The following is a 21,488-nucleotide window of genomic DNA, read 5'->3' on the forward strand; positions in this document are numbered from 1 at the left end:
GACAAAAACAGCGGGCTTTCCATGGGAAAACCCGCTGTCCGGCTTCTGTCACAGGCTGTGCGGGGGGACGACGGGGCAAAATCAGCACAGCCAGTATTTAAACTTACACGTTTATTATAAGAGAAAAGGAAGGAAAAGTCAACCGGGAAGGCCCATTACAGGGTTCTGGTATACCGCAGGTCCACACAGATCATGTCGTGGGGGAAGGGGATGTCCTTGTGGGTACCGTCCCAGGCGAAGCCGTGGCGGGCATAGAACCGGCGGGCCCGGGCGTTCTCCTCCAGCACCAGCACGAAGCAGGAGGCGAAGCCGTCCGCCTTCAGGCGGCGGAGGGTCTCCTCCATCAGCATGGAGCCGTAGCCCCGGCCGATCTCGGCGGGCTCGGCATAGAAGGAGCACACCTCGCCCCAGCCGGAATAGGCCGCGTCCCTGGGCAGGGAGAGCCGGGCGGGGCCGTAATTGCAGCAGGCCACCGGGGTGTCTCCCCGGTAGAGGAGCAGTCCGTGGCACTTCCCGGTGCGGTGGTCCTCCCGAAAGATGGGGACCCAGTGGTCCTCGGTGATGACGTCCCGCAGGTAGTCCTCGGGGACATAGCCGGGGTAGGTGTCGTGCCAGCCCCGGGCATGGATGGCGCTCATGGCACGGAAGTGCTCCTCCGTGCAGGCGTCCACAAAGTGCAGCTCATCCATCTTAGGCCTCCACGGGTACCCGCTCTTCCCCGGCCGGGGCGTGAGAAGCCGAATCGGCCTCCTTGGCCAGGGCACGGGCGTTGGCCAGCATGAGCTTGATGCGGTTCTCCTGGTTGATCTTGGTGGCGCCCGGGTCGTAGTCGATGGCCACGATGTTGGACAGGGGATAGTCGTCCTTCAGCTTGCGGATCATGCCCTTGCCCACGATGTGGTTGGGCAGGCATCCGAAGGGCTGGGTGCACACGATGTTGGGGGTGCCGGAGTGGATGAGCTCCAGCATCTCGGCGGTGAGGAGCCAGCCCTCGCCCATCTTGTTGCCCTCGCCCAGGTAGCCCCGGATGAGGCGGCGCAGGTCGTCAAAGGTGCCCGGCGCCCGGAAGCCGCCCGCGCTCATGGCGGCGATCATGGCCCGCTGGCACTTCTTCACATAGTTCTCAAAGAGCTCGCACACCTTCTTCTTGATCCACTTGCCGCCGTAGAGGTCCACGTCCACCTCGCGGTTGTTGATCTTGAAGATGATGAAGTCGGTGAGGCCGGGCACCACGGGCTCGGCCCCCTCGGCGAGGAGGAACTGCTCCAGATTGTTGTTGCCCAGGGGGGAGTACTTGATGTAGATCTCGCCGACCACGCCCACCCGGACCTTGGGCTCCCCCTGGACGGGAATGTCCCGGAAGGTCTGGACGATCCACTTGAAGTTCTCGCACATCTGGGGGTAGGAGAGGCCCTTGCCCTGGTCCATGCCGTCCAGCAGGCGCTGCATGCAGGACTCGATGGCCGCGTCGGTCTGCCCGGCGGTGACCTCGTAGGGGCGGACCTGGTTGGAGGTCTGCACGATGATGTCGCCGTACATCATGGCGAACACCGCCTTGCGGATGAAGGGGAGGGTCAGCTGGAAGCCGGGGTTCTTCTCCAGGCCGGAGAGGTTGACCGACACCACGGGGACGAACTCCAGCCCCGCCTTCTTGAGGGCCTTGCGCAGCAGGTGGATGTAGTTGGAGGCACGGCAGCCGCCGCCCGTCTGGGTGATGAGGAGGGCCACCTTGTGTACGTCGTACCGCCCGCTCTGGATGGCGTCGATGAGCTGGCCGATGACCAGGAGGGCGGGATAGCAGGTGTCGTTGTGGACGTACTTCTGTCCGGCGTCCACGATGCTCTTGCCGGAGGTGTTGAGGGTCTCCACCTTGAAGCCCTCCCGCTCCAGCAGGCGGGCCATCATGCCGAAGTGGACGGGGAGCATCTGGGGCATGAGGAGGGTGTACTCCTCTTTCATCTCCTTGGTGAAGAGGAGCCGCCCGGTCTTATCGTATACTAATTCAGCCATAGCTTGCTTCCTTTCGATGGGGTGAGGTTCACTGCCGGGCCTTCCGGGCCTCGATGGCGGCCATCAGGGAACGGATGCGGATGGTCACAGCGCCCAGGTTGCTGATGTCGTCGATCTTGAGCTGGGTGTAGAGCTTGCCGCCCTCCTCCAGGATGTCCCGCAGCTCGTCGGTGGTGATGGCGTCGGTGCCGCAGCCGAAGGAGACCAGCTGGATGGCCTGCATGTCGTCCTGGGTGCACACATAGCGGGCGGCGTTGTACATCCGGCTCTGGAAGGTCCACTGGTTGAGCACCTTCCGGGGGGCGTAGCCCTCCAGATAGCTCAGGGCGTCCTCGGTGACCAGGACGAAGCCGAAGGAGGTGATGAGGTCGTTGATGCCGTGGTTGATCTCCGGGTCGATGTGGTAGGGGCGGCCGCACATGACCAGGATGGGCATGTCGTGGGCCCGGGCGTACTCGATGTACTCCTTGCCGGTCTCCCGCACCACGTCCAGGTAGTTCTCGTAGGCGGTGTAGGCCGCCTGGGCGGCCATGCGGGTCTCCCGCTTGGGGATCTGGAACTCCCGCTCCATGAGGGCGGAGATCCGCTTGATGAAGTCCTTGTGCCGCCACAGGCCCACATAGGGGTCCAGGAAGCGGGTCTTCTTCAGAGAGGGCACGTTGGCGGCCAGCAGCTCCGGGTAGTAGGCCACCACGGGGCAGTTGTAGTGGTTGTCGCCGATGCCCTCGTCGTTGTTGTAGGACATGCAGGGGTACCAGATGGCGTCCACCCCCTCCTCCACCAGGGCCTCCACATGGCCGTGGAGGAGCTTGGCGGGGTAGCACACCGTGTCCGAGGGGATGGTGCGCTGGCCCTTCAGGTAGAGCTTGCGGGAGGACTCGGGGGAGAGGACCACCTCAAAGTTCAGCTTGGTGAAGAAGGTGAACCAGAAGGGGAGGTTCTCGTACATATTCAGGCCGAAGGGGATGCCGATGCGGCCCCGGGAGCCGTCCCCCTCGCCCATGCCCTGGAGGGAGCGGAGCTTCTTGTACTTGAAATTCATCAGGTCGGGCAGCTGGGTCTTCTCCTTGCCCAGGGGGCGGGAGCAGCGGTTGCCCGAGATGAACTTGCGTCCGCCGTCAAACTGGTTGACGGTGAGGGAGCAGTGGTTGGTGCACAGGCCGCAGGTGACGGGCTTGGCGGTGTGGGTGAAGGACGCCAGATCCTCCCGGGTCAGGAGGGTGGAGCGCTCCAGATGGAGGTCCCGGGCGGCCAGGGCCGCGCCGAAGGCCCCCATGAGGCCCGCGATGGTGGGACGGGTCACGTCCCGGCCCAGCTCCTGCTCAAAGGCCCGGAGCACGGCGTCGTTCAGGAAGGTGCCGCCCTGCACCACGATGTGGCGGCCCAGGTCGTCGGCCGAGGCGGCCCGGATGACCTTGTAGACCGCGTTCTTCACGATGGAGATGGACAGTCCCGCGCTGATGTCCTCCACGCTGGCGCCGTCCTTCTGGGCCTGCTTCACGGAGGAGTTCATGAACACGGTACAACGAGAGCCCAGGTTCACCGGGCGGGGGGAGAAGAGCCCCAGCTTGGAGAAGGAGGCGATATCATACCCCAGGGCCTTGGCGAAGGTCTCGATAAAGGAGCCGCAGCCGGAGGAGCAGGCCTCGTTGAGCATGATGGAGTCCACCGCGCCGTTGCGGATCTTGAAGCACTTCATGTCCTGGCCGCCGATGTCGATGATGAAGTCCACGTCGGGGTTGAAGTGGGCGGCAGCCTTGTAGTGGGCCACCGTCTCCACCAGACCCAGGTCGCAGCGGAAGGCGTTCTGGATGAGGGCCTCGCCGTAGCCGGTGACCGCCGCGCCCTTGATCTGGATGCGGTCCCCGCACAGCTCGTAGAGCTTGCGCAGCTGCTCCAGCACGATGGCCACGGGGTTGCCCTGGTTGGAGTGGTAGTAGGTGTAGAGCAGTCCGCCGTCCGCCGTGATGAGGGTCATCTTGGTGGTGGTGGAGCCGGCGTCGATGCCCAGCCACGCGGGTCCGGCGTAGGTCTCCAGGTCGGCCTTGGGCGGGTGGTTGGCGTTGTGGCGCTCCAGGAAGGCGGCGTAGTCGGCCTCACTGGTGAAGAGGGGGGGCATGGTGTCCACGGTGGTCTTGGCGTCCACGCTCTCCTCCAGCAGCTTGAGGACCTCCTCAAAGGGGCGCTCCCGGTACTCGTCGGCGCAGAGGGCCGCGCCGATGGCGGCGAAACAGTCGCCGTCCTCGGGGAAGATGGCGTGCTCCCCGTCCAGGTGGAGGGTCTCCACAAAGCGCTCCCGCAGGCCCATGAGGAAGTGCAGGGGGCCGCCCAGGAAGACGATGGTCCCCTTGAGCTCCCGGCCCTGGGTCAGACCGGCCACGGTCTGGTCCACCACGGCCTGGAAGATGGAGGCGGCCACGTCCTCCTTCCGCCCGCCCTGGTTGAGGATGGGCTGGATGTCGGTCTTGGCGAACACGCCGCAGCGGGAGGCGATGGGGTAGATCTTCTCATGCTGGAGGGAGAGCCGGTCCAGCTCGTCCGCGGTGACGTTCATCAGGGTGGCCATCTGGTCGATGAAGGCACCCGTTCCACCGGCACAGGAGCCGTTCATGCGCTCCTCCAGGGCGCCGCCGAAGAAGATGATCTTGGCGTCCTCGCCGCCCAGCTCGATGACGGCGTCGGTGGCGGGGTAGTACTCCCGGACGGCGGCGGCGGTGGCGTAGACCTCCTGCACGAAATCGATGTTGCTGGCCTTGGCAACGCCCAGGCCGGCCGAGCCGGTGATGACCAGCTTGACCTGCTGGCCCCGGAATCGGTCCTCGATGGAGTGGAGGGTCTCGCAGGCCCGCTCGCGGGTCTTGGAGTAGTGCCGCTCATAAGAACGGAAGAGCAGTTTGTTGGATTCATCCAGCACCACGACCTTGACGGTGGTGGAGCCGATATCAATGCCGATGCGCAGGCTCATAGCCGAAATCTCCTTCATGTTCCCAGGGCCGGACCGGCCCCGCTCGGAAAATATGAAATACACGTAACTTACATAATAGTACAAAATTTTTCATTTTACAACCCCTAAAAGCGGGAATACAGGATGTTCCGGTGTTGGAAATGAATTTGGAATTGTGCAGGATAGACAAAGATAACCGGGTGGGAGAGGGGCTGGTCGACAAGGAAGCAAATCCGGACAGCGTGTCGAAACAGTTCGACACGCGTCTCAAAAATGCAAGCATTTTTTCGAGGGGGATGCAGGCCGCCGCATGCACTCGCTTTCGCTCGCACACTTGCGGCCTGAGCAGAGTTTTTTCCGAGGCGCATGTCCCCGGAAAAAACAGATTTGGACGTTCTTTTGCCGCCTGCGGGCGGCAAAACTCTGCCGAGGGCTTTTCCATGCAGGCAGGACAGAGCGGATTGCAGGGCAAACGGCTTTTTTGACAGCCTGATTTTTAATCCGATTTTAAAGAAGGGAGCCTTGTCTGTGGGCCGGGGATATTATATGATAGCACCGAACAACCACAGGACAGCGGGAGGAAAGGAAATATGACGAAGGAAGCCTATTTGCAGGGGCTGTGGAATGCCCTGATCCTCCGGGTGGATCGAGCGGAGGCCGAGCGCCTGGTGACCTATTACGAGCGCACCCTGGCGGAAGCGGGGGCGGAGGGAGAGGCGCGCCTGATGGAGCAGTGGGGCACGCCGGAGGAGCTGGCGGCGCGGCTGTGCGGCGTGTCGGACCAGCGGCGCCGGCCGGACCGGCGGACCCGGTGGACGGTGGGCGCGGTGCTGTGCGTCCTGGTGGCGGCCTCCATCTACTCCGGGGCCCGGCAGATCTCCCGCTGGATGGACTGGGGCGCGCACCGGTCGGTGGACGTGGTGACAGAGGCCCAGACGGAGACCACGGTGCTCCTCCCGGGAGAGAGCGACGAAGCCCATGTCTATTATGAGTACACCCTCACCCCCCAGGAAGGGGTGGCCGTGTACGGAGACGCGCAGGAGTCGGGATGGGAAGGCAGCGTCTATATAGACGAGAGCACCGTGCAGATACAGTAAAAAAGAATGGCCCTCCGGCAACAAGCCGGAGGGCCGTTTTCTTATTATGCAGTGGGCAGGCCGAAGGCATCGAAGGCCTTCCGGCTGCCACGGAAGACGTTCAGGTCGATGCGCTGTTCCCGGCCCTGATAGCCCTCCAGCCGGGCGGCGTGGCTATACTGCCAGAAGTCCCAGTCGTGGAGCAGGGGGGCCACCAGGGGACTGCTGATCCAGAGGGGGTAGTCCTGATACTCCCGCCCGGAGAGGTAGAGCTGGTAGGAGCGGTAGGTGGCGTAGAGGATGGGCTTGACGCCGTAGTGCTCCTCCAGCGCCTCCAGGAGGGGGTCCAGAATGGCCTTGGTGGAAGCGGCGTCGGCCGGCTCATCCAGATAGGAGCCGTAAAACTCGATGTCCACCACCGGGGGGAGGGAGCCCGGCGTCACCGGCACGGTCTCGATGAAATTCTGGGCCTGGGTCTCGCCGGGGCTGTCGTAGCTGAAGAAATGGTAGGCCCCGGGGCGGATGCCGGCGGCCTGGGAGCCGCTCCAGTTCTCCGCAAAGCGCACGTCCTTGAGGCCGCTGCCCTCGGTGGCCTTGATGAAGGCGAAGTCCACCCCCTGCCCGGCCAGGGAGGTCCAGTCCACCTCCCCCTGGTAGGTGGACACGTCCACGCCGAAGACCTGCCACTCGGGGGGATGGACCTCGTCCGGCAGGAGGATGTAGCCCCGCCAGCGGAGAAAGGCCAGGGTGAGCGCGGCCAGGGCGGCCAGAGCGGCCGCAATGAGAATGAGCCGCAGCAGGATACGAAAAACAGATTTCACAATGCGCACCGGAAAACGAGCCTCCTGTTCGGTTGGGTTGCTTGCGCTTCTCCCCTATCATAGCGGGCTGTGACCCCTTTGGCAAGGGCCGGGGGATGGAATTTATTCCCGCTCAGGGGTGTAGCAGGTGAGCTCCTCCGCAATATAGTGTTCCCCGTAGAGGATGTCGTAGACCAGGGAGCGGTAGATGGAGACGGTCTCCGCGCTCTCCTCGGGCGGGGCGGCGTAGGCCGTCCCCGCGCCGTCCACGAAGAGCCGCTCCCGGTAGAGCAGCATGTCCTCACCGGCCTGGTCCACCCAGGTGAACCAGAGGGGCTTCCAGAGCCCCGCCCAGTCCAGGATCTGGGTTCCCATGCCCGAGACGCTCACCAGGTCGGGGGCCTCCAGCTCCGCGCCGTAGTTGTTCCACACCACATAGGAGGTCTGGTGCATCCGGAAGAGCTCCTGGGTGTCCCAGTCCTCGGTGTTGGGGGAGGAGGAGTAGCCCAGCTTGGAGTAGATGGAGTCCGAAGTGCCCAGAGAGAGCCCGGGCAGGTGGTCCCCCAGGAAGACCAGGAGGACGGGCTCTCCGCAGTCCTCCAGGGCGTCCACCAGCTTGCCCAGCATGGCGTCGGCGTCGTGGAGGCCGTGGATCAGGGAGTCCAGGGCCCCCAGGTCGGCTCCGGTCAGACTGGGACAGGTATAGTCTATCCCGGAGGGGGAGGAAAATTTCCCGTCGTAATAGGGCTGGTGGTTCTCCATGGTCAGACCGTAGAGGAAGAGGGGGGCGTCCCCCTTCTCCACGAAGAGGGTAAGGAGCTGGTCGGCCAGGGTGTCGTCCGAGAGGTAGCCGCCCGCATACCGGGGCTCCACGGTGAAGTCCTCGTCGTACACCAGCTGGTCGAAGCCGATGGCGGGCAGGTTGGAGGCGCGGTTGTAGAGGCTGTCGTTGTAGGAGTGCACCATGGCGGTCTCATAGCCCTGCCCTTCCAGGGCCTTGACCAGGGAGGGGAGACGGGAGTAGGCGGTGCGGTCGCTGAGGGTGGTGAGGCTCTCCGACGCGCCGGGGAAGGCGGAGGGGACGCCGGTGAAGAGCTCCATCTCCACATTCCCGGTGCCCCCCGCATAGGCGGAGGAGAGGAAGGTCCCCCCGGCGGCCTCCTGCTGGAGGGCGTGGAAGTTGGGGATGGGGTCCTCCGCAAAGGTGATGCCGGGGAGGGCGGTGATGTCGAAGAAGCTCTCCGACAGGATGAGGATGATGTTGGGCTGCTGGGCCTGGGGGTCGGCGGGCTCCTGGGCGGCCTCCAGCTGGAGGAGGATGCGGTTGAGGTTGTTCTCGGTGTAGGCATCGGGGGCCTCCATGGCGCTCTCGCACAGGGCGCTGTACATGCCGGAGAGCAGGCCCAGACGCTGGTTGCGCTCCCCCTGGCTCTCCCCCTCGGGGCCGGAGAGGAGGGCGCGGGAAGGGGGCATCCACAGGAGATTGCCCAGCAGAGAGAGGGTCAGGGCCAGGCAGCCCAGGCGGCGGGGGAGCCGGTTCCAGCGGGGGGAGGGCTCCCCCTTGGAGAAGAGAAAGGCCAGCACCAGCAGGAGGAGGGCAAGCCCGATCCCCTGCCAGGTGGCCGTACCCAGCTCCATCCCGGGACGGAGAAATCCGGCGATCTGCCCGGCCTGCCCGGTCATGGCCAGGTCGCTGGCCAGGATGGGGGCGCCGTTGAGGACCTCCTTCAAGTGGTTGGCGATGGAGAAGAGGAGCAGGGGCAGCGTGAGCATGGCCGCCGCCGCGAAGAATCGCCGGGTCAGAAGCAGGAGCAGCTGCTGGAGCAAAAAGAGAAAGCAGTATGTAAAAAAGACGGCCTGCACATGGCTGTCCATCCAGGCCGCGGCCTCTGGTGCGCCCTGTAAGGTGATGAGCTGGCACAGGTAGAGGAGGAGCAGCGGGGCAAAGCCGATGACGGGAAGGCGGAGCCATGGATTGCGTCTCCATGGTCCCCGCCAGAAGCGGAGCATACGATCACGGGTCACGGGGCACATCCGATCCTTTCTGGCTGGAATATCGCGTTTGAGCAAGTATTTTCCCATTGTAGGCGGAGGAAATGGCATTTGTCAATGGCAAAGAGACACAAAAACAGAAAAAGCACCCAGAAACGCCCGAAAAAAGCCCCGGCCCGGATCAGGAAACCGGGCCGGGGCAAACTGCGTCTCCGCAAGAAAAGACTGCATGTTTGAGAAGTGTTCAGCGGGACTGGTAATATTGGATCAGGGCCTGGGTCCCCTCGTTCTCCAGGCCGTCCTCCGCCATCTTCTCATAGAGGGCGCAGACGGTGTTGAGCATCTCCAGGTCCACGCCGCGGCTGCGGCACTCCTCCTGGACGATGCGCATGTCCTTGATGAAGTGCTTGATGAAAAAGCCGGGGGCAAAATCGCCCTTGAGCACCCGGGGGGCCATATTGGCGATCTGCCAGGAGCCCGCCGCTCCGCCGCCGATGGCCTGGAGCATGGCCTGGGGATCCAGCCCCACCTGCTGGGCGTAGACCAGCGCCTCGGTATAGGCGGCGGTGGCCCCCGCCACGGCGATCTGGTTGGCGGCCTTAGTGTGCTGTCCGGCCCCGGCGGGGCCCATGTAGTGGATGCTCTTGCCCATGCAGGCGAAGAAGGGGGCGGCCGCCTCAAAGTCGGCCTCGTCGCCCCCCACCATGATGGAGAGGGAGGCGTTGCGGGCGCCGCTGTCTCCGCCCGAGACCGGGGCGTCCAGCACGCGGATGCCACGCTCCTTTCCCAGGGCGTGGAGCCGCTGGGCCAGCGCGGGGGAGGAGGTGGTCATGTCGATGGCCAGCGCGCCGGGCTTGGCGTGGGCAAAGATGCCCTCCGCGCCGGTAAAGACCTCCTCCACGTCGCGGGGATAGCCGACCATGACAAAGATGGCGTCGGCGTCCTGGACCGCCTGGGCGATGGTGGAGCAGGGGGTCAGATGATACTGGGCCGCCACTTCAGAGAGGGTTTCAAAACGGCGGGTATAGACGGAAACGCTGTGTCCGTGGGCGGCCAGATGGCCGGCCATGGGGCGTCCCATCACACCGGCGCCGATCCATGCGATATGTGCCATAGGGAGGACCTCCTTGGATGAGTTTGTATTCAGTATAGTGCCTCCCGGTCCGGTCTGTCAACCGGAAGGAAAAGGCCGCAGTCCATCGGACTGCGGCCTTGGTGCAGGATCAACTTAGAGGAAAGCGACCACCTGATACATGAGGATAAAGTGGCAGACGCTGCCCAGCAGGATGAACACGTGGAAGATCTCGTGACAGCCGAAGCGGGGGTTGTTCCGGCCGGGCCACTTGACCGCGTAGAGCACGCCGCCCACCGAGTAGAGCACACCGCCCGCCAGGAGCCAGAAAAATCCGGCGGCGGGGAGCACCTGGGTGAGGGGGACCAGGGCCACCAGCGCCATCCACCCCATGAAGAGGCACAGCCCGGAGGTCACCCAGCGGGGGGCGTCGATCCAGGCCACCGCCAGCGCGAAGCCCGCCAGGGCCAGCGCCCAGATCACCCCGAAGAGGACCCATCCCCAGAGACCGTAGGTCCGCAGGGGGACCAGACAGATGGGGGTATAGGACCCGGCGATGAGGAGATAGATGGAGGTGTGGTCGTATTTGCGCAGGGCGATGCGGCCCTTGACGCTGGTGTTGACGCAGTGGTAGAGGGTACTGGCCGTATAGAGCCCGATCATGGACAGCCCGTAGATCAGAAAGGACACCACATGCCAGGCGTCCAGACCCAGGGCCCAGGCGCGCAGGAGGAGAGCCACGGTGCCCACCACGCCCAGCAGGGCGCCCGCACCGTGGGTGATGGCCGACCAGGGGCGCAGGCCGTCGTAGGGGTCCCGGCCCTGTTCGGAGATCCGCTTCCGGCGGGGAGCAGTGTGGTAATAGAGCTTGGAGGAATCGCCAGGCAGGATATGTTCATGGTTCATAAAAGTCACCCGATCACGCATAGATTGAAAGGCGTACACCGCCTCTGCTATGGTTAGTATAACACGCATCGCAAGAAATAGTCAATAGGAGTGTGAGATATAATATTTAAAATTAGATTTAAGGAAGGGAGGGGTACCGATGGAAATGATCTGCGTGGCCGCGGCCTTCCGCGCGCCGGAGCCCTATCCGGAGATCCGGGTGGAGGGCAGAAACCTCCGCTATGCCCGGGCCATGCTGAGCAACATGGGGGGCGGGACGTCCGAGATGTCCGCGGCGTCCCTGTATCTGTATGACCAGCTGGTGTGCGCCGGGGAGGAGGCGCTGGCCCAGACCTTCCACGAGGTGGCCATGGTGGAGCTCCACCACCTGGAGATCTTCGGGGCGCTGGCGGTGCAGCTGGGGGGCGAGCCCCGCCTGTGGAGCGTACAGCGGGGCCGGCGGGTCTGGTGGTCGCCCGAGTACAATCAGTATAACCGGATGATGGGTCCCTTATTGCAGGCCGCCGTCCGGGCGGAGGAGGCCTCCATCCGGATCTACGAGAACCAGGCCCGCTGGATCGGGGACGAGAACGTGCGGGCCAATCTGCGGCGGATTCTGGCCGATGAGCGGTGCCATCTGGAGCTCTTCCGCCAGCGGTGGCAGGAGCACATGGACCGGCGCAGGTAATCGGGAGACAGACAAACAAAAAACCGGAACTCCAGACGGAGTTCCGGTTTTTCTATCGAATCTTAGGCCAGCTTGCTCTTGGCCAGCTCGGTCAGCTGGGTGAAAGCAGCCTTGTCGTGGATGGCCAGCTCGGAGAGCATCTTGCGGTTGATCTCCACACCAGCCTTCTTCAGGCCGTTCATGAAGGTGGAGTAGTTCATGCCGTTCTGCTTGCAGCCGGCGGAGATGCGGGCGATCCAGAGCTGACGGAAATCGCGCTTCTTCAGACGGCGGCCGGTGTAAGCGTACACCAGGGACTTCATGACCTGCTCCTTGGCCATCTTGAAGTGCTTGGACTTCGCGCCAAAGTAGCCCTTCGCCAGCTTCAGGGTCTTATTTCTTCTCTTGCGCGTCATCATCGCGCCTTTAACTCTAGCCATTGTAGATTAGCCTCCTATATCAATGAGTAAAAAGTTCTTATTTATAAGGGATCAGACGCTTGATGGCGGGCTCGTTGGTCTTGTCCGCGTAAGCGCCGGCACGGAGGCCTCTCTTCAGCTTGGTGGTCTTGCCGTGACCGTTGAGCAGGTGACGCTTGTTGGCGTGGGCGCGCTTGACCTTGCCGGTCTTGGTGAGGTTGAATCTCTTCTTCGCGCCGCTGTGGGTTTTCAGCTTAGGCATGGTAGTGATCTCCTTTACTTTAACAATATCCAGGATACAGGTAAGAAGGAAGCCCTCTTACTTCTTGGTCTCCTTCGCGGTCTTGGGGGAGAGGAAGATGGACATGTGCCGTCCGTCCAGCTTGGGCTCCTTATCCAACGTGGCGACCTCGCCGCACTCCTCCGCGAATTTCACCAGCAGATTCTTGCCGATGTCCGTATGCGCCATCTCACGGCCGCGGAAGCGGACGGTGACCTTGACGCGGTTGCCCTCGCCCAGGAACTTCTGAGCGTTGCGCAGCTTGACGTTGAAGTCGTTCACGTCAATGCTGGGAGACATGCGGACTTCCTTGATCTCCACGACGCGCTGATTCTTCTTGGCTTCCTTCTCCCGCTTGGTCTGCTCGAACTTGAACTTACCGTAGTCCATGAGCTTGCAGACGGGGGGGACGGCGGTGGGGGAAATCTTCACCAGGTCCAGATCGGCCTCCATGGCCTTCTCCAGCGCCTCCCGGGCAGACATGATACCAAGCTGCTCGCCGGTGGCAGAGACCAGACGGACTTCCTTGTCGCGGATTTCTTCGTTGATTTGATGACCCTTGTTGCTGATACGACAGCACCTCCCATTCTCAATAAGCAAAACAAAAAAGCGGCTACCAGCCCGGTACCCGCAATCGCACGAAAAACACCGCCGGAATTCCGGCGTGTTCTGCAACGCTATCAACCTCTTCGCTCTGTGCTGGAGGTGAGGACGGGGACCGTTCTGCTTTATTGTGCCTGATTAGTATAGCAGGATTCAAGACGCTTGTCAACGGGAAAATGCGAAAAGAGACTTCCCAAAGAGTGCGGGCCGGGGCCCTTCCCTTTTTGTGCAGGTTATGGCATAATGAGACCAGGAAAGACAGAAAAAAGGGAGGATACTGGAAATGAGAGGAGTCCGGTGCATTCCGGTCCTGGTGCTGCTGGGCGCGGTGCTGGCAGGGAGCGCTGCCCCCGCCCAGGCCCAGGGGGAGCGCGATACCCTGCGCATCCTGTTTACCCACGACACCCACGACCACTGGTACCCCACCGAGTCGGAGGGGGGAGCATATGGGGGATACACCCGTCTGGCCACCCTGCTCCGGCAGGAGCGGGAGGCCTTTCCCAGCGGGGAGGGCCAGGCCCTGGTGACCCTGGACGCGGGGGACTTTTCCATGGGGTCCCTGCTCCAGACCATCTACTCCACCGACGCCCCCGAGCTGCGGGCCCTGGGGGAAATGCGGTATGACGCCACCACCTTTGGAAACCACGAGTTCGACTACCGCGCCGGAGGGCTTGCGGCCATGCTGAACGCGGCGGTGGAGAGCGGGGAGACCCTCCCCGCCATCGTGGAGGCCAACTACCGCCCCCCGGAGAGCGACACCGAGAGCTGGGCAGCCTGGGAGAACTACGGCGTCACCGACTATACCGTCATCGAGCTGGGCCGCTCCGCCGACGGGGACCCCCTGCGCATCGCGGTGTTCGGCGTGATGGGGGAGGAGGCCGACTCCAACGCGCCCATGTCCGGCATGGAGTTTGAGCCGGCGGCCCAGGCAGCCCAGCGGGTGGTGCAGGAGATCCAGGCCAGGGAGGAGGCCGACTTCATCGTCTGCCTCTCCCACAGCGGCACGGACAACGGCAAGGGGGAGGACTACGAGCTGGCCCGGAAGGTGGACGGGATCGACGTGATCCTCTCGGGCCACACCCACACCACCCTGGAGGAGCCCATCCGGGTGGGGGACACCCTCATCGTCTCCTGCGGGGCGGACACGGCCAATCTGGGCCGGCTGACGGTGGAGCGGAACGAGAACGGCGGGCTGGAGCTGGTGGACTACACCCTCCTCCCGGTGGACGAGACCGTGCCCGAGGACCCGGAGATGGTGGCCATGGCTGAGGTCTTTCAGCGAAAGGTGGAAGAGGGATATCTGCGGGACTACGGCCTGGGGTACGACCAGGTGCTGGCCCAAAATCCCTGGTCCTTTCCCGCCATCCAGACCTTTGGAGAGGCGCAGCAGGAGGAGCCCCTGGGCAACCTGATCGCCGACTCCTATCTCTATGCGGTGAAGAAGGCCGAGGGGGCGGACTATGTACCGGTGGACTTCGCCGTGGTGGCCGAGGGCGTGATCCGCAGCTCCTTCACCCCGGGGCCCATCACCACGGCGGACGCCTTCCAGGTGTCCTCCCTGGGGATCGGGGCGGACGGGACGCCGGGCTATCCCCTCATCTCGGCCTACCTGTACGGGCATGAGCTGAAGGACGCCTTTGAGGTGGACGCCTCGGTCACCCCCCTGATGCCCGAGGCCCAGCTCTACGGCGCGGGGATGGGCTGGAGCCTCAACCCCCACCGGCTGATCTTCAACAAGGTCACCGACTGCTGGCAGGTGCTGGAGGACGGGACCCGGGTGCCCATCGAGGATGACCGGCTCTACCGGGTGGTGACGGGGCTCTACTGCGGGCAGATGCTGGGGACGGTCAACGGCCAGTCCTTCGGCATCCTGGGCATCACCCCCCGGGACGAGAACGGCGCGCCGGTGGAGGACCTGGAGGCGCGCATCATCCACAACGCCAGCGGCGCGGAGGTGAAGGAGTGGTACGCTCTGGCCTCCTACCTCCGGTCCATGGGGACGGTGGACGAGCGCTATGCCGCTCCCGAGGGGCGCAAACAGGTGATCCCCTCCTGGAACCCGGTGGACCTGCTCCGCTCCCCCAACCAGGTGGGCCTGACCGTGTACGGCGTGGTGCTGGGCCTGGTGATCCTGGTGCTGCTGGTGGTCTCCAGCGGGGGCCGGAGAAAACGCCGGGCCTACGGGAAAGGACGGGGCCGGGGGAACGGATACCGGCCCTACCGGGGGTAAGCGCGCCGGATGGACCGTATAGAATAAGGTGAAACCATGAAAGAAAACCACTACGACAACGAGACATTTTTTGAAGCATACAGCCGCTTTCCCCGCTCCGTGGAGGGGCTGCGGGCGGCCGGCGAGTGGCACGAGCTGAAAAAGCTCCTGCCCGATTTCACGGACAAGCGGGTGCTTGACCTGGGCTGCGGGTTCGGGTGGCACTGCCGCTATGCCGCGGAGCAGGGGGCCCGGTCGGTGCTGGGGACCGACCTCTCGGAGAAAATGCTGGAGCGGGCCAGGGAAATGACCCAGGACCCCCGCATCACCTACCGCCGGGCGGCCATGGAGGACCTGGAGGGGGAGGCGGGCTCCTTTGATGTGGCCCTCAGCTCGCTGGCCCTGCACTACGTGGACGACCTGCGGCCGGTCTTTCAGAAGGTCCACGACCTGCTGGTACCGGGCGGGGTGTTCGTGTTCTCCTGCGAGCACCCGATCTTTACCGCGGAGGGAAGCCAGGACTGGTACTGCGATGGGAACGGCCGGCCGCTCCACTGGCCGGTGGACCGGTACTTTACCGAGGGGAAGCGCACCGCCCATTTCCTGGGCTGTGAGGTGGTGAAATACCACCACACCCTGACCGACTGGCTCAACACGCTGCTGGAGACCGGCTTTGCGCTGGAGCGGGTGGTGGAGCCCCGGCCCGATCCCGCCCTGATGGACGTGCCGGGCATGGCGGACGAGCTGCGCCGCCCCATGATGCTGCTGGTGCGGGGAAGAAGAATATAATATGAGGTGTTTGGAACCTGCGTGACCGACCCGCGCACATCGCCCCGGCCTTTTGGCCGGGGCGATGTCATACACTCTCACATATTTTTGCGCAGCTGCTTGATGGCATTTTTCTCCAGACGGGAGACCTGGGCCTGGGAGATGCCCACCTCGGTGGAGACCTCCATCTGGGTCCGCCCCTCGAAAAAGCGCAGGTTGAGGATGTGCCGCTCCCGGTCGGAGAGCTGGGCCATGGCCTCCTTGAGGGCGATGTGCTCCAGCCAGTTCTCGTCGGTGTTTTTGGAGTCCCGCACCTGGTCCATGACGCAGATGGCGTCCCCGCCGTCGGAGTAGACCGGCTCATAGAGGGAGACCGGGTCCACGATGGCGTCCAGGGCGAAGATGATCTCCTCCCGGCGCACGTCCAGGGCCTTGGCGATCTCCTCGATGGAGGGCTCCCGCTGGTGCTGGGAGAGGAAGGTCTCCTTGACCTGCAAGACCTTGTAGGCGGTGTCCCGCATGGAGCGGGAGACCCGCACGGCGCTGTTGTCCCGGAGATAGCGGCGGATCTCCCCCACGATCATGGGCACGCCGTAGGTGGAGAAGCGCACGTCCAGGTCGGTATTGAAGTTGTCGATGGCCTTGATGAGGCCGATGCACCCCACCTGAAAGAGATCGTCCACGTTTTCGCCGCGGCCGGAAAATTTCTGAATGACCGAGAGGACCAGCCGGAGATTGCCGGAGATCAGGGCCTCCCGGGCTTCCGCGTCTCCGGCCTTGGCCTGTTTCAGCAGCGCCATGGTCTCCTCATTTTTGAGGACCTTGAGCTTGGACGTATTGACGCCGCAGATTTCCACTTTTCCTATCATTGCGCGGTCCCTCCTGTGCAGAAACGGTCTGTTCCTCAGTATTTCCGGGCAGAGAAGGAACATACCGGAAGGCCGGAGGGATATTTTTTATTGTGGGACCCGATTCGATGGATTTTGCGCAGGAAAGGGGAGCGGGCCAAAAAGCCGGGACCATCTGGGAAAAAATCACTTGCCAAACCGGATGGGGCGTGCTATAATATCCGAGTCAGTAACCAAGATGCAGGTGTAGTTCAATGGTAGAATGTCAGCTTCCCAAGCTGAACACGCGGGTTCGATTCCCGTCACCTGCTCCATGTCGGGGCAAGCGTGCAAGTGCTTGCTCCGACTTTTTTTCCATATCGAACGGCCCTGGCGCCGCGGTATGATGCTTTCAGGGCCGCCCGGCGGACTGCTTGCAGCGGGTCCTGCCGCCTGCCGGCCCTCCTTCCAGGACCCAACACCGCGGGGAGCCTTCTGACAGGGGCTTCCCGCGGTCTTTCTCTGTGATGGGGGGATTTGGGACGGGCCTATTCTAATCTATGGAAAAAGCTGTTATAATAAGAGTTATAGACTGGCCGGGCCAACGGGGAAATCCCGGGCGGCGGCGGTCAGAGGATCGATCGTTTGGAGGTTTCCATGGACGTTTATTCCGCATTGATTCAGGCACTCAGAGAGAGGTTTCCCGGCATGGAGCTGCGGGAGCGGGAGCCGATGGAGCGGCACACCTCGTTTCGCATCGGGGGGCCCGCCCGGCTGATGGCGCTGCCCCGCAGTGAGGAGGAGGCCGCGGGCGTGGTCCAGGCGGCCCGCGCCCATGGGATCGAGCCCTTTTTCATGGGCAACGGCTCCAACCTTCTGGTGTCGGACACCGGGTATGAGGGCCTGATCCTCAAGACCTTTGACGGGATGGACCATCTCTCGGTGGAGGGGGAGGTCATCCGGGCCGGAAGCGGGGTGCTGCTCTCCCGGCTGGCCAACTTTGCCCTGGAGCACGGCCTCACCGGGCTGGAGTTTGCCCACGGCATCCCCGGCACCGTGGGGGGCGCCCTGATGATGAACGCGGGGGCCTACGGCGGCGAGATGTGTCAGGTCGCCCAGGAGACCCGGGTCCTCACGCCGGAGGGGACCATCTGCGCCGTGGTGGGGGAGGAGCAGGGCTTCTCCTACCGGCACAGCGCCTTTTCCGACGGCACGCGCCTGATCCTGGGCGGCGTCTTCCGCCTGGAGCGGGGGGAGCGGGGCGACATCCGCGCCAAGATGGAGGACCTGGCCGCCCGCCGCCGGGAGAAGCAGCCCCTGGAGTACCCCAGCGCGGGGAGCACCTTCAAGCGGCCCGAGGGGCACTTTGCCGCCGCCCTCATCGAGCGCTGCGGCCTGAAGGGCAAGCGCGTGGGGGGCGCCCAGGTGTCGGAGAAGCACGCGGGCTTTGTCATCAACCGGGGCGGGGCCACCTGCGCCGACGTGATGGATCTGACCGCCCACATCCGGGAGACCGTCTTCCGGGAGACCGGCGTGACGCTGGAGATGGAGGTTCGCACTTTGGGGATCTGAGCGGTCCCCGCGGGAGAGAGGAGCAAGAGGGATGGAATTTGTGATCATTTCCGGCCTGTCCGGAGCGGGAAAGAGCAAGACGGCGTCCTTTATCGAGGACATGGGATTTTACGTGGTGGACAACATGCCCGCCCCGCTCATCCCCAAGTTTGCCGAGCTGTGCATGGCGGGACAGGGCAAGTATCAGCGGGTGGCCCTGGTGACCGACATCCGGGGCGGACACACCTTTGACGACCTCTTTGAGGCCCTGAGCGCCCTGAAGGAGATGGGGTGCGTGTACAAGATCCTCTTCGTGGAGGCCGCCCCCGAGGCCATCATCAAGCGCTACAAGGAGACCCGGCGCATCCACCCCCTCTCCCGGGACGGGCGGTCCCTGGCCCAGGCCGTCCAGGAGGAGCGGGACGCCCTCCAGCCGGTGCGGCAGCGGGCCGAGTACATCATCGACACCACCGCCCTCTCCACCGCCAAGCTACGGGGGGAGGTGCTGCGCCTCTTCGGAGACGGGCAGGTCCCCCACGCCATGAGCATCAACGTCATCTCCTTCGGCTTCAAGTACGGCATCCCCATCGAGGCCGACCTGGTCTTTGACGTGCGCTTCCTGCCCAACCCCTATTACATCGCGGAGCTGCGCACCCAGACCGGACTGGACGAGCCGGTGCGCTCCTTCGTGTTCCACTACCAACAGACCCGGGACTTCATGACCCATCTGGAGAACCTGATGAACTTCCTCCTGCCCCAGTACGTGGCCGAGGGAAAGACCGTGCTGGTCATCGCCGTGGGCTGCACCGGCGGACAGCACCGCTCGGTGGCCGTCACCCGGGCCCTGGCCGAGTTCATTCGCCAGAAGGGCTATGACGCCAGCGAGAACCACCGGGACATGACCCGGGCATAAGGCTTGCCGTGGGGCAGGCCCCACCCATTCAGTGCGGAGGAATCGTACATGACAGAACGGAATTGCTGTGAAGTGGGCCGCGGCCCCAAGATCGTGGCCATCGGCGGGGGGACGGGACTGTCCACCATGCTGCGCGGCCTGAAGCTACATACCCGCAATCTCACGGCCATCGTCACCGTGGCCGACGACGGCGGCGGCTCGGGGGTGCTGCGGGAGGACCTGGGTATGCCGCCTCCGGGGGACATCCGCCACTGCATGGAGGCCCTGGCCAACGCCGAGCCGGTGATGGAGCAGCTGCTCAGCTACCGCTTTCCCAGCGGCTCGGGGCGGCTGACCGGGCAGTCCTTCGGCAACCTCATCCTGGCCGCCCTCAACGGGATCTACCCCTCCTTCGACGAGGCGGTGGCCCGCATGAGCGAGGTACTGGCCATCTCGGGGCGCATCCTCCCGGTGACCAACGAAAACGTGCAGCTGGAGGCCACCTTCGAAAACGGCACCTCCGTGGTGGGGGAGTCCAAGATCTTCCAGTTCAAGAAGGAGCAGGACTGCCGCATCCGCAGCGTCCGGCTCCTGCCCGAGCGTCCGGCCGCCCTGCCCGCGGCGGTGGAGGCCATTGAGGAGGCCGAGCTCATCCTGCTGGGGCCGGGGAGCCTCTACACCAGCGTGATCCCCAACCTGCTGGTGGACGGGATCGCCGAGGCGGTGTGCCGCTCCAAGGCCCTCAAGCTCTACATCTGCAACATCATGACCCAGGACGGCGAGACCGAGGGGATGACGGCCTCCGACCACGTGGCCGCCCTCCTGGACCACTCCGGCCCGGGGCTGGTGGACCTGTGCCTGTGCAACTCCGCCCCGGTGCGGCCCGGCCTTCTGGAGCGCTACCGGGAGGAGGACGCCATCCCCATCACCGTGGACAAGGAGGCCATCGAGGCCCTGGGGGTGGAGCTGGTCACCCGTCCGGTCTCCTCCGAGACCTCCAACTACGCCCGCCACTCGGTGACCCGTCTGGCCCAGGCGGTGATGGAGATCTACGAAGAGCGGGCCCACACCCGGATCTTTTAAGGGGGGAGCGGCCATGTCCTTCGCATCGGAGACCAAGGGGGAGCTGTGCCGGAATGAGCTCTCCCGCCGCTGCTGCGCCCAGGCGGAAGCCTACGGGGTGCTGCTCTTCTGCAATCAGTTTTCGGCCGCCGGGGCCCGGATCGTCACCGAATCCGAGGAGTTTGCCCGGCGGCTTCCGGCCCTCTTCAAGAAGGCCTTCAAGCTCCGCTTTGACCGCCAGACCGAGCCGGAGCACCGGGGAAAGTACATCTTCGCCATTCAGGATGCGGACAAGCTCTCCGCCATCTGCGAGGTCTTCGGCTACGACCCCGGGGAGACCCTGGCCCACCACATCAATTTCGCCGTGTTGGAGGAGGAGCACTGCCGCACCGCCTTCTTCCGGGGGGCCTTTCTGGCGGGGGGATCGGTGACCGACCCCACCAAGCGCTACCACCTGGAGCTGGCCACCTCCCACTACAACGTGAGCCGGGAGATGAGCGCCCTGCTGCGGGAGGCGGGCTTCTTCCCCAAGGAGACCACCCGCAAGTCCCACTACATCACCTATTTCAAACAGAGCGAGACCATCGAGGACTTCCTCACCGGCATCGGCGCGCCCCTCTCGGCCATGGCCGTGATGAACGCCAAGGCGGAGAAGGCGGTGGTGGGGGGCGTCAACCGCCGGGTGAACTGCGACGCGGCCAACCTGGACAAGGCGGTGGAGGCCGCCCAGGAGCAGATCGAGGCCATCCACCGGCTGGAAGAGCGGGGGATGCTGGACGAGCTCCCCCCCAAGCTGCGCGCCACGGCGGAGGTCCGCCTTGCCCATCCGGAGCTCACCCTCTCCCAGCTGGCCGAGGCCCTGGACCCGCCGGTGACCAAGTCCTGCCTCAACCACCGGCTGCGCAAGCTGATGGAGTTGGGGAAAGCATAACGGAAGGAGGAACACCCATGCAGAGAACACCATCCGGCCGCCAGATGGCGGTGCTGGCAGGGGGGATCGTCCTGCTGCTGCTGGGCGCGGTGAGCCAGACCGCCCTGCCGGCCCAGGCCGTCGCCCTGGTCTGCTATGTGGCGGGCGTGCTGTGCCTGGCCTTCGGCATCCAGGGCGGCGTGCGGCGGAAGACCTGCCCCCTGTGCCGGGCCACCCTGCGCACCCCCACCGACCAGCTGCCCGGACAGACGGAGCAGTACCGCTGCCCCAACTGCGGCAGCATCGTGAAGCCGAAATAAGAAAGGGGCCTCCGGACCGCCCGCCTGCCTCGACAACCGCCCGTTTCCCGCGGGGCGTCGGGGACGCCGCCCCCTACAAGAGACCGTAGGGGCGGGCCTCCGGACCGCCCATTTGCCCCGACAACCGCCCGTTTCCCGCGGGGCGTCGGGGACGCCGCCCCCTACAAGAGACCGTAGGGGCGGGCCTCCGGACCGCCCATT

The 21,488-nt window shown here is 64.4% G+C and carries 21 protein-coding genes and 1 tRNA gene; 11 read left to right on the forward strand and 11 right to left on the reverse strand.

All coding sequences use genetic code 11. The features are described 5' to 3' along the window. Positions 1 to 155: 155 nt before the first annotated feature. From I2C21_RS07660 to I2C21_RS07670, 3 genes are read right to left on the reverse strand one after another with little or no spacing between them, the layout of a single operon-like run. Positions 156 to 689, reverse strand: a complete 534-nt coding sequence (locus tag I2C21_RS07660) for a GNAT family N-acetyltransferase (RefSeq protein WP_101692746.1) — start codon at positions 687 to 689, stop codon at positions 156 to 158. A 1-nt stretch (position 690) separates the two neighbouring features. Further along, positions 691 to 2,010 (reverse strand): 2-hydroxyacyl-CoA dehydratase, encoded by a 1,320-nt coding sequence (locus I2C21_RS07665; protein ID WP_195278915.1) that lies wholly within the window; start codon positions 2,008 to 2,010, stop codon positions 691 to 693. Positions 2,011 to 2,038: 28 nt separating this feature from the next. Beyond that, complete coding sequence (locus I2C21_RS07670; protein WP_195278916.1) at positions 2,039 to 4,975, reverse strand: acyl-CoA dehydratase activase; 2,937 nt, start codon at positions 4,973 to 4,975, stop codon at positions 2,039 to 2,041. A gap of 140 nt (positions 4,976 to 5,115) precedes the next feature. On the opposite strand from I2C21_RS07670, the gene I2C21_RS07675 reads away from it, so the two are divergent. Both I2C21_RS07675 and I2C21_RS07680 read left to right on the forward strand, forming a co-directional pair. Next, positions 5,116 to 5,439 (forward strand): hypothetical protein, encoded by a 324-nt coding sequence (locus I2C21_RS07675; protein ID WP_195278917.1) that lies wholly within the window; start codon positions 5,116 to 5,118, stop codon positions 5,437 to 5,439. A 105-nt stretch (positions 5,440 to 5,544) separates the two neighbouring features. Further along, positions 5,545 to 6,051 carry a hypothetical protein gene (locus I2C21_RS07680; RefSeq protein WP_193538031.1) on the forward strand — a complete coding sequence of 169 codons (507 nt, stop codon included), beginning with the start codon at positions 5,545 to 5,547 and terminating at the stop codon, positions 6,049 to 6,051. 44 nt (positions 6,052 to 6,095) lie between these two features. On the opposite strand, the gene I2C21_RS07685 is transcribed toward I2C21_RS07680, so the two are convergent. The 4 genes from I2C21_RS07685 to trhA all read right to left on the reverse strand — a co-directional run bounded on the left by I2C21_RS07685 (position 6,096) and on the right by trhA (position 10,800). Next, positions 6,096 to 6,851, reverse strand: coding sequence for a glycoside hydrolase family 25 protein (locus I2C21_RS07685; protein WP_193538139.1), 756 nt, complete (start codon positions 6,849 to 6,851; stop codon positions 6,096 to 6,098). A 102-nt stretch (positions 6,852 to 6,953) separates the two neighbouring features. Beyond that, positions 6,954 to 8,855: an LTA synthase family protein gene (locus tag I2C21_RS07690; RefSeq protein ID WP_195278918.1), complete on the reverse strand. Its 1,902-nt coding sequence runs from the start codon at positions 8,853 to 8,855 to the stop codon at positions 6,954 to 6,956. A 211-nt stretch (positions 8,856 to 9,066) separates the two neighbouring features. Beyond that, the gene (locus I2C21_RS07695; RefSeq protein WP_186963722.1) at positions 9,067 to 9,936 is read right to left on the reverse strand and encodes an NAD(P)-dependent oxidoreductase; all 870 of its coding nucleotides are present in this window, start codon (positions 9,934 to 9,936) and stop codon (positions 9,067 to 9,069) included. Positions 9,937 to 10,050: 114 nt separating this feature from the next. Further along, a complete protein-coding gene (gene trhA, locus I2C21_RS07700) occupies positions 10,051 to 10,800 on the reverse strand; it encodes a PAQR family membrane homeostasis protein TrhA (RefSeq protein WP_195278919.1) in 750 nt (249 codons plus the stop codon). Positions 10,801 to 10,939: 139 nt separating this feature from the next. On the opposite strand from trhA, the gene I2C21_RS07705 reads away from it, so the two are divergent. After that, positions 10,940 to 11,467: a ferritin-like domain-containing protein gene (locus I2C21_RS07705; protein WP_186963721.1), complete on the forward strand. Its 528-nt coding sequence runs from the start codon at positions 10,940 to 10,942 to the stop codon at positions 11,465 to 11,467. 62 nt (positions 11,468 to 11,529) lie between these two features. On the opposite strand, the gene rplT is transcribed toward I2C21_RS07705, so the two are convergent. From rplT to infC, 3 genes are read right to left on the reverse strand one after another with little or no spacing between them, the layout of a single operon-like run. Next, a complete protein-coding gene (gene rplT, locus I2C21_RS07710) occupies positions 11,530 to 11,886 on the reverse strand; it encodes a 50S ribosomal protein L20 (RefSeq protein ID WP_087259349.1) in 357 nt (118 codons plus the stop codon). A 37-nt stretch (positions 11,887 to 11,923) separates the two neighbouring features. Next, complete coding sequence (rpmI, locus tag I2C21_RS07715) at positions 11,924 to 12,127, reverse strand: 50S ribosomal protein L35 (protein ID WP_101692753.1); 204 nt, start codon at positions 12,125 to 12,127, stop codon at positions 11,924 to 11,926. Positions 12,128 to 12,184: 57 nt separating this feature from the next. After that, a complete protein-coding gene (gene infC / locus I2C21_RS07720) occupies positions 12,185 to 12,745 on the reverse strand; it encodes a translation initiation factor IF-3 (protein ID WP_207724933.1) in 561 nt (186 codons plus the stop codon). 286 nt (positions 12,746 to 13,031) lie between these two features. Here infC and I2C21_RS07725 point away from each other — a divergent pair, with 286 nt between their 5' ends. Beyond that, a complete protein-coding gene (locus tag I2C21_RS07725; protein WP_195278920.1) occupies positions 13,032 to 14,978 on the forward strand; it encodes a bifunctional metallophosphatase/5'-nucleotidase in 1,947 nt (648 codons plus the stop codon). A gap of 36 nt (positions 14,979 to 15,014) precedes the next feature. Next, positions 15,015 to 15,746, forward strand: coding sequence for a class I SAM-dependent methyltransferase (locus I2C21_RS07730; RefSeq protein ID WP_101692755.1), 732 nt, complete (start codon positions 15,015 to 15,017; stop codon positions 15,744 to 15,746). 77 nt (positions 15,747 to 15,823) lie between these two features. Here the strand turns inward: I2C21_RS07730 and sigG are convergent, their stop codons facing one another. After that, positions 15,824 to 16,594 (reverse strand): RNA polymerase sporulation sigma factor SigG, encoded by a 771-nt coding sequence (sigG, locus tag I2C21_RS07735; RefSeq protein WP_193538025.1) that lies wholly within the window; start codon positions 16,592 to 16,594, stop codon positions 15,824 to 15,826. Between the two features lie 219 nt (positions 16,595 to 16,813). Here sigG and I2C21_RS07740 point away from each other — a divergent pair. The 6 genes from I2C21_RS07740 (at position 16,814) to I2C21_RS07765 (ending at position 21,287) form a co-directional block, all read left to right on the forward strand. Beyond that, positions 16,814 to 16,887, forward strand: a tRNA-Gly gene (locus tag I2C21_RS07740). Between the two features lie 322 nt (positions 16,888 to 17,209). Continuing rightward, positions 17,210 to 18,124: a UDP-N-acetylmuramate dehydrogenase gene (gene murB, locus I2C21_RS07745; RefSeq protein WP_193538023.1), complete on the forward strand. Its 915-nt coding sequence runs from the start codon at positions 17,210 to 17,212 to the stop codon at positions 18,122 to 18,124. Positions 18,125 to 18,155: 31 nt separating this feature from the next. Beyond that, positions 18,156 to 19,016: an RNase adapter RapZ gene (rapZ, locus tag I2C21_RS07750; protein WP_101692758.1), complete on the forward strand. Its 861-nt coding sequence runs from the start codon at positions 18,156 to 18,158 to the stop codon at positions 19,014 to 19,016. 48 nt (positions 19,017 to 19,064) lie between these two features. Beyond that, the gene (locus tag I2C21_RS07755; protein WP_101692759.1) at positions 19,065 to 20,078 is read left to right on the forward strand and encodes a gluconeogenesis factor YvcK family protein; all 1,014 of its coding nucleotides are present in this window, start codon (positions 19,065 to 19,067) and stop codon (positions 20,076 to 20,078) included. A gap of 13 nt (positions 20,079 to 20,091) precedes the next feature. Further along, on the forward strand, positions 20,092 to 20,988 hold the full coding sequence (gene whiA, locus I2C21_RS07760) for a DNA-binding protein WhiA (RefSeq protein ID WP_101692760.1): 897 nt from the start codon (positions 20,092 to 20,094) through the stop codon (positions 20,986 to 20,988). A 17-nt stretch (positions 20,989 to 21,005) separates the two neighbouring features. After that, a complete protein-coding gene (locus tag I2C21_RS07765; RefSeq protein ID WP_193538019.1) occupies positions 21,006 to 21,287 on the forward strand; it encodes a hypothetical protein in 282 nt (93 codons plus the stop codon). Positions 21,288 to 21,488 lie beyond the last annotated feature (201 nt).

The organism is Clostridium sp. J1101437_171009_A5 (assembly GCF_015547905.1).
GTDB classification, from domain to species: Bacteria; Bacillota; Clostridia; order Oscillospirales; family Oscillospiraceae; genus Pseudoflavonifractor_A; species Pseudoflavonifractor_A gallinarum.